The 6985-nt window shown below is 75.1% G+C and carries 6 protein-coding genes; 4 read left to right on the top strand and 2 right to left on the bottom strand.

Going from position 1 to position 6985, the window contains the following annotated elements; translation table 11 throughout:
- A partial coding sequence (locus ACFU99_RS14585; RefSeq protein ID WP_384390884.1) for an IclR family transcriptional regulator occupies nucleotides 1-761 on the bottom strand: 761 nt, incomplete at its 3' end.
- Nucleotides 762-968: 207 nt separating this feature from the next.
- Here ACFU99_RS14585 and ACFU99_RS14580 point away from each other — a divergent pair.
- The 4 genes from ACFU99_RS14580 (at nucleotide 969) to ACFU99_RS14565 (ending at nucleotide 6362) form a co-directional block, all read left to right on the top strand.
- Complete coding sequence (locus ACFU99_RS14580; RefSeq protein ID WP_384390881.1) at nucleotides 969-2453, top strand: MFS transporter; 1485 nt, start codon at nucleotides 969-971, stop codon at nucleotides 2451-2453.
- A 42-nt stretch (nucleotides 2454-2495) separates the two neighbouring features.
- Nucleotides 2496-4094 (top strand): thiamine pyrophosphate-dependent enzyme, encoded by a 1599-nt coding sequence (locus ACFU99_RS14575; RefSeq protein WP_384390878.1) that lies wholly within the window; start codon nucleotides 2496-2498, stop codon nucleotides 4092-4094.
- A 93-nt stretch (nucleotides 4095-4187) separates the two neighbouring features.
- Entirely contained in the window at nucleotides 4188-5645 is a 1458-nt protein-coding gene (locus ACFU99_RS14570; RefSeq protein WP_384390876.1) for a benzaldehyde dehydrogenase, read from the top strand.
- A gap of 186 nt (nucleotides 5646-5831) precedes the next feature.
- Entirely contained in the window at nucleotides 5832-6362 is a 531-nt protein-coding gene (locus tag ACFU99_RS14565) for a YceI family protein (protein ID WP_384390873.1), read from the top strand.
- Nucleotides 6363-6415: 53 nt separating this feature from the next.
- On the opposite strand, the gene ACFU99_RS14560 is transcribed toward ACFU99_RS14565, so the two are convergent.
- The coding region (locus ACFU99_RS14560) for a VOC family protein (protein WP_384390870.1) at nucleotides 6416-6985 on the bottom strand (570 nt) is incomplete at its 5' end.

Raw genomic sequence — 6985 nt, 5'->3', positions numbered from 1 at the left:
CAGAGACCCGCGGTGATCCTCTCCGCCGCCTGCCGCACCAGCGGGGCGAGTTGGGCGGCGCGGGCGCGGCCCAGCCGGGTGGACGGGGCGGCGATCGTGACCGCGGCGACGCAGCTGCCCAGTTTGTCGCGGACGCACACGCCGATGCCCTGTACGTCCGTGACGCTCTCGTCGAGGTTGAGCGCGTAACCCCGGCGGCGGCAGGCCGCGAGGTCGGCGGCGAGCGCGTCCAGGTCGGGGAGGGTGGTGGGGGTGAGCGCCGCCAGCCCGGCGGGGTAGCGCATGCGCAGCGCCTCCGGCGACAGCTCGCTCAGCAGCGCCTTGCCGCCGGCCGTCGCGTAGGCGGGGACGTGGTCGCCGGTACGCGGTGCGACGCGCAGTTGCTGCGAACTCTCCACGCCGTCCAGGAAGAAGGAGTCCGGCCCGGCCAGCACCAGCAGGTTCGTGGTCTCCGACGTCGCGTCGCGCAGCCACTCCAACTGCGGGCGGGCGGTCCGGACGAGATCGCGTTCGTCGCAGCCCGCCCGGGACAGGCCGACCAGGGCGGGGCCGGGGCGGTAGCGGCGGCCGCCCGGCTCCTGCTCGACGAAGCCGTGCGCGCGGAGCGTGGAGAGCAGCCGGTGCGCGGTGGAACGGGCGACGCCGAGGTGGTCGCTGACGTCGGTGACGCGTACGGAACCCTGCCCGCGCAGGTAGACGAGCGTGCGCAGGGCGTTGGCCACGGAACTGGCGCCGTAGGCGTCGCCCGACGTGTTCGGCATAGCAGAAAGAATATCCGCGGTCGTTCCGCAGGGCGAGCGTCCGGCTCTACAGTCGGGCCCGGCGTCACCCGCCGACCCGCCCACATCACAGGATTCCGCTCCGCGGAACACGGTGGAATGCTTCGCCGGGCGGGCCGGCGCCGACGCCGACCGGTCGTGCCGCGACGGACCGCCCCTCGCGACCGCCTCGCCCACCGGGAGACCCCCATGCAGGACGCCCCCGAGGACACCCCGAGCCCCGCACCGGCCGGCCGCCGCCGGCTCCTCCAGCCCTGGCACACCCTCTGGCTCCTGCTGCTCCTGGGCTGGACGGTGAGCGCCGCCGACCGCGCCGTGACCGGGCCCGTCGTCACCTGGATGATCGACAACGGCGTCGGCTTCCTCGCGGACGCGCGCCACCCGCACGCCCTCGGCGGCCTCATCGGCGGCCTGTTCTTCGCCGGTTACATGCTCACCCAGTTTCCCGGCGGCTACCTCGGCGACCGCCACGGCCACCGCACGCTCATCGTCGTCAGCCTCGTATGGGCCGGCGCGGCGACCATCGCCACCGGACTCGCGGGCGGCCTCGTCGCGTTCATCGTGCTGCGCGTCGTCACCGGCCTCGGCGAGGGCGCGTTCTACTCCAACGACCGCACCCTGATCACCGCCGTCACCCCCGAACGCCACCGCAGCCTCGGCATGGGCGTCGTCATCACCGGACTCGCGCTCGGCATCACCGTCGCCACCGTCTTCACCCCCCACTTCATCGGCATCGGACAACACGTGCTGCCCCGCGCCGAGGCGTGGCGCATGGCGTTCTGGATCCTCGGCGTCGCGACGCTCGCCGCGGCCCTCCTCCTCGCGGTGCGCTTCCGCGCCCACCTGCGGGCACGGGCCGTGATCCGCGCGACGCTGCGACTCGCCGCGTACTCCGCCGTCTCCCTCGCCCTGATCATGGCCGTCTATCTGCTGGGCGACCGCGCGGGCGTATCCGGCCTGTGGATCGCCCTGCTCGAAGTCGCCCTCGCCATCGCCCTGGTGCTCTTCGCCCTCGTCCGCAAGGGCGCCGAACTCGGCCCGGTGCTCAAGGACCGCGACCTGAACCTGATCTACCTCGCCAACATCGCGATCCTGTGGAACCTGTGGTTCTTCAGCTTCTGGTCGGTGTCCATCGTCGCCGGCGCCGCCCACTCCTCGTTCATGAGCGCCGCCCTCACCGCCGGTTTCAACGCGGGCGCGGGCCTCCTCGGCTTCCCGGCCGGCGGCTGGCTCTCGGACCGCACCCGGCGGCGCGGCTGGAGCCGCAAGTCCGTGATGCTCTCCTGCACCGGCGTGCAGGCCCTGCTCACCGTCGCCTTCGCCTGGTACCTGACCGCCGCCGCCCGCCCCACCCTGTGGATCATGGGCCTGCTGCTGTTCACCGCGAGCCTGTTCTTCAACGCCCTCCAGCCCGTCGGCCACGCCTGGACGGCCGAGATCGCCGAACCGCGCATGCGCGGCTCCGCCTTCGGCATGCAGAACCTCATCGGCGAGATGGGCGCCGTCCTCGCCCCCGCCGTCGGCGGCGCGCTCCGCGACCGCACCGGCGGCTGGACCGCGGCCCTGTGGCTGGACGCCGCGATCGTCGCCGCCGGCTTCGCCCTGCTCGCCGCCGTACGGGCCCGCACCCCGGCCCGTACCACCGCGGCGCCCGCCGCCGCCACCGTGCCCTGAACCCCGAGGCTCCCCCCGCACCGCCTCCGGAAGGACCGCCCCTTGCGCACCGTACGCGCCGCCGCCTTCGACGTGATGCGCCGGCACCACCTGACCACCGTCTTCGCCAACCCCGGCTCCACCGAGGTGCCGTTCCTCGCCGACCTCCCCCAGGACCTCCGCTTCGTGCTCGCCCTGCACGAGGGCTCCGTGGTCGGCGCGGCCACCGGCTGGGCCCTCGCCCGCGACGAACCCGCCTTCGTCCTGCTGCACACCACCGCCGGGCTCGGCAACGCCGTCGGCGCGCTGGCGACGGCCCGCGCCAACCGGGCCCCCATGGTCGTGGTCGTCGGCCAGCAGGACCGCCGCCACCTCGCCCAGGAACCCTTCCTCGCCGGACGGCTCGACGGGCTGGGCGGCGACTACCCCGTGAGCGTCGAGACGCCGCCGCGCGCCCAGGACGTGCCCGGCGCCATCGGCCGCGCCGCGCACGCCGCCCGCACCGGCCGCGGCCCCGCCCTGGTCATCGTCCCCATGGACGACTGGAGCGCGCCCGCCGAGGAACTTCCCCTGCCCGCGCCCGCCCGGCTGCGCCACGGCACCGCCGCCGACCCCGCGGCCGTACGGGAAGTCGCCCGGCTGCTCGCCGGAGCCGCCGCCCCCGCCCTCGTCGTCGGGGCCGGCGCGGACGGCGCCGACTGCTGGGCGGCGCTCACCGCGCTCGCCGAACGGCTCGCCTGCCCGGTGTGGCAGGAGTCCTTCGGCGCGCGGGCCGGATTCCCCCAGGACCACCGGCTGTTCGCCGGTCACCTCCCCGCCGACCGCCCGCGGCTGCGCGACACCCTCGCGCCGTACGACTTGGTGCTGGCCGTCGGCGCGCCCGTCCTGCGCCAATCCCCTTACCACGACGGGCCCTTGGCGCCCGGCGGCACCCGCTTCGCCCTCGTCACCGACGACCCCGAGGAAGCGCGGCGCGCCCCCGCCGACCTCGCCGTGATCGCCCCGCTCCCGTCCTTCTGCGCCGCCTTGGCGGCCCGCGTTCCCGAGCGCGCCGGGACGCCCGCGCCACCGCGCCGCGAGCCGCCGCCGCAGCCGCCGCGCACGGACGAACCGCTGCGCGCCGCCCACGTCCTGGCGGCCCTCGCCGAACGGCTGCCCGCCGACGCCGTGCTCGTGGAAGAGACCCCCTCCAGCCGCCCGGACCTGCACGACCTCATACCGGCCCGGCGGCCCCTCGGCTTCCTCAGCGCGGCGATGGGCGGCCTCGGCTTCGCGCTGCCCGCCGCCATCGGCATCCGGATGGGCGCGCCCCGGCGGCCGGTCGTCGCGGTGGTCGGCGACGGCTCGTCGCTCTACCAGGTGCAGGCGCTGTGGACCGCCGCGCACTACGGCGTGGGCGTCGTCTTCGTCGTCCTCGCCAACGGCCGCTACGCGGTCATGGACCGGCTCGCCGAACACCACGGCGGCAAGGGCCCCTGGCCCGCCTTCGACGGCATCAGCGTCAGCGGCATGGCCACGGCCCTCGGCTGTCCCGCCCGCACCGTCACCGGCCACGACGCCCTGCTCAGAGAGTTCGACGCGCTGCTGCCCGCACTGGCCGACCGGACCGAACCGCTCGTCCTGGAGGTCGCCGTGGAAGCCGACGCGACCTTCCGACCCTGAGCCTTCGGGCCCCGCACCTCCCGGCCCCGAACCTTCCGACCCCGACCTCGACCCCGACCCCTGCCCCGTACCGCCCACGAAGGAGTGATCCGCATGTCCCTGCTCGATCCCGCGCTCTGGTCGGCCCAGGTCAACATCGACGGCTGGACCAAGGCCCACGGCGGCGACACGCCCGTCACCGAACCCGCCACCGGCGCCGTGCTGGAGCGGATCGGCGCGGCCGACGCCACGGACATCGCCCGCGCCGCGACCCGCGCCGCCGACGCGCAACGTGCCTGGGCCCGCGCCCCCTACACCCGGCGCGCCGAGGTGCTGCGCCGCGCCGGCGACCTGTTCACCCGGCACGCCGGGGAGATCGAGGACTGGATCGTCCGGGAGGCCGGCAGCGTCCGCGGCAAGGCCGAGTTCGAGACGGCGACGGCGGCGCAGGAGTGCTACGAGGCCGCCGCGCTGGCCTCCCGCGCCACCGGCCAGGTCCTGCCGTCCGCGCAGCCCCGGCTGAGCCTCGCGTGCCGCGTGCCCGCAGGCGTCGTCGGCGTCATCGCGCCGTTCAACGTGCCGCTGGTCCTGGCCATCCGGTCGGTCGCCCCGGCCCTCGCGCTCGGCAACGCGGTGGTGCTCAAGCCCGACCCGCGCACCGCCGTCAGCGGCGGCGTGGCCCTCATGCGGGTCTTCGAGGAGGCCGGGCTGGAGCCGGGGGTGCTCTCCCTCGTGCCCGGCGGCGCGGAGGCGGGCGCCGCGCTGGTCGCCGACCCGAGGGTGCGGATCATCTCCTTCACCGGTTCCACGGCGGCCGGCCGTGCGGTCGGTGAGTCGGCGGCCCGCCACCTCAAGCGCGCGCACCTGGAGCTGGGCGGCAACTCGGCGCTCATCGTGCTGCCCGACGCCGACCTGGAACGCGCCGTGTCCACCGCGGCCTGGGGCTCCTTCTTCCACCAGGGACAGGTCTGCATGACCACCGGCCGTCACCTGGTGCACGAGTCGGTGGCGGCCGAGTACACCGAACGGCTGGCGGCGAAGGCCGCGCGGCTGCCGGTGGGGGACCCGGCCTCCGGGAAGGTCGCCCTCGGCCCGGTCATCGACGCCGGGCAGCGCGACAAGATCCACGCGCTGGTGACGGCGAGCGTGGATTCCGGCGCCCGCCTGGCCGCGGGCGGTACGTACGAGGAGCTGTACTACCGCCCGACCGTGCTCGACGACCCGGCGGGCGACTCCCCGGCATACCGCGAGGAGGTCTTCGGCCCCGTCGCCCCCGTACGGCCCTTCGCCACCCTCGACGAGGCCGCCGCCCTGGCCGCGGACAGCGAGTACGGGCTGTCGCTGGGCATCCTCACCCGGGACGTCATGCGGGGCCTGGAACTCGCCGACCGCATACCGACCGGCCTCGTCCACATCAACGACCAGACCGTCAACGACGAGGCGACCGTGCCCTTCGGCGGCGTGGCGGCCTCCGGCACCGGGGCCCGCTTCGGCGGCGAGGCCAACATCGAGGCGTTCACGGAGACCCGCTGGGTCACCGTCCGGGCGGCGCAGACCGAGTACCCCATGTGACCCCGGCCCGTACGGCAGTCCGTACTGCCCGTACAGCACGTACGGCGCAGGCAGCACGTACGGCCCGTACGGCCCGTACGCCGACGGTCCGGCGAACCGGCGCGATCGGCGATTGCGGGCGCGCGGGCGCTGCGGGACGCTGGAGCGACCACAGGGGACCGGAAACGGGCGGAGGCGACGCTTTCGATGACGACCGAGGGTGCAGACCGACGAGACGAACCATCGCCGGGCGTCTACCGCATCGACCCGGAGGCGTCGGCGGTCCGCTTCACCACGCGCGCCATGTTCGGGCTGTTCCCGGTGCGGGGCACGTTCGCCATCGACCACGGCGAGATCGCGATCGCCGAGACCGACGCGGACCGGAACTCCGAGGTGGACGCGGTGATCCGCGCGGCCAGCTTCGAGAGCGGCATCGCGAAGCGCGACCACCACGTACGGTCCGCCGACTACCTCGACGCGGCGGCGCACCCCGAGATCCGCTTCAGCGGCCGCGGCGCCCGGCGCGGCGCGGGAGGCGCCACCGTGCACGGGGAGCTGACCGTGCTCGGCGTCACCCGGCCGGTGGTGCTGACGCTCGGCGCCATGGCCGTCGACGGCGCACGGCTGACCGTCGGCGCGACCGCCGTCGTCGACCGCTACGCCTTCGGCATGACCAAGGCCAAAGGCATGACGGGCCGTCATGTGAATATCGATCTCGAAGTCGTCGCCGTGCGTTGACACATAGCTCCTCAGGGAGAACCGCCGGAACAGGCGGGAGCGTCGGGGTGGGCTCAGACCTTGGCGCTGTTCACCGAGAACAGGGCCCGGAACGGATCGCGGAGTGTCGCCTGCCGGCCTATGCCCTTCGAGGACTCGGCGGGCAGGGCGAGCGTCGCCCCGTGCGCGACGGCCTCGGCGACGGCGGCGTCGCAGTCCTCGACCGCGAAGTACGGGTGCCATCCCGGCGATATCCCGGCGCTCGCCGCCTCCGGGGGCAGTTGCATGATGCCGCCGTGCGCGGCCGCCATCCCGCCGCCGCGCGGCGAGAGAACGGTGTAGTCCGCGCCGCGTTCGAGCACGACGTCCTCCGTCTCCCAGGCCAGGACCGCGCCGTAGAAACGCTTCGCCGTCTCCACGTCCGTCGTGTACAGCTGCGTCCACCACAGCGCGCCGGGGACGTCGACCGTGCCGAGCGCCCCGGCCCGGCCGGACTCCCGGACCGCGAACCGCGCGTGGCCGGGGTCGCTGAACCCGGCGGCCCTGCCGCCCCCTTCGGCCTCGAACGGCGCGACGCGCACCGCGCCGCCCGCCCGCTCGACCGCCTCTGCCGCGACCCCCGCGTCCGCGCAGCGGAAGGACAG

Source organism: Streptomyces sp. NPDC057654, from assembly GCF_042800135.1.
In the GTDB taxonomy this organism is placed as follows: domain Bacteria; phylum Actinomycetota; class Actinomycetes; order Streptomycetales; family Streptomycetaceae; genus Streptomyces.
Note: the sequence above shows the minus strand (reverse complement) of the source record. Positions and strands in the feature narration are given on the sequence as shown.

What these genes read in the sequence shown, in the direction of transcription:
- ACFU99_RS14565 (WP_384390873.1), top strand. Translation starts at nt 5,832, where the DNA reads ATGACGACCGAGGGTGCAGACCGACGAGACGAACCATCGCCGGGCGTC.
- ACFU99_RS14570 (WP_384390876.1), top strand. Translation starts at nt 4,188, where the DNA reads ATGTCCCTGCTCGATCCCGCGCTCTGGTCGGCCCAGGTCAACATCGAC.
- ACFU99_RS14580 (WP_384390881.1), top strand. Translation starts at nt 969, where the DNA reads ATGCAGGACGCCCCCGAGGACACCCCGAGCCCCGCACCGGCCGGCCGC.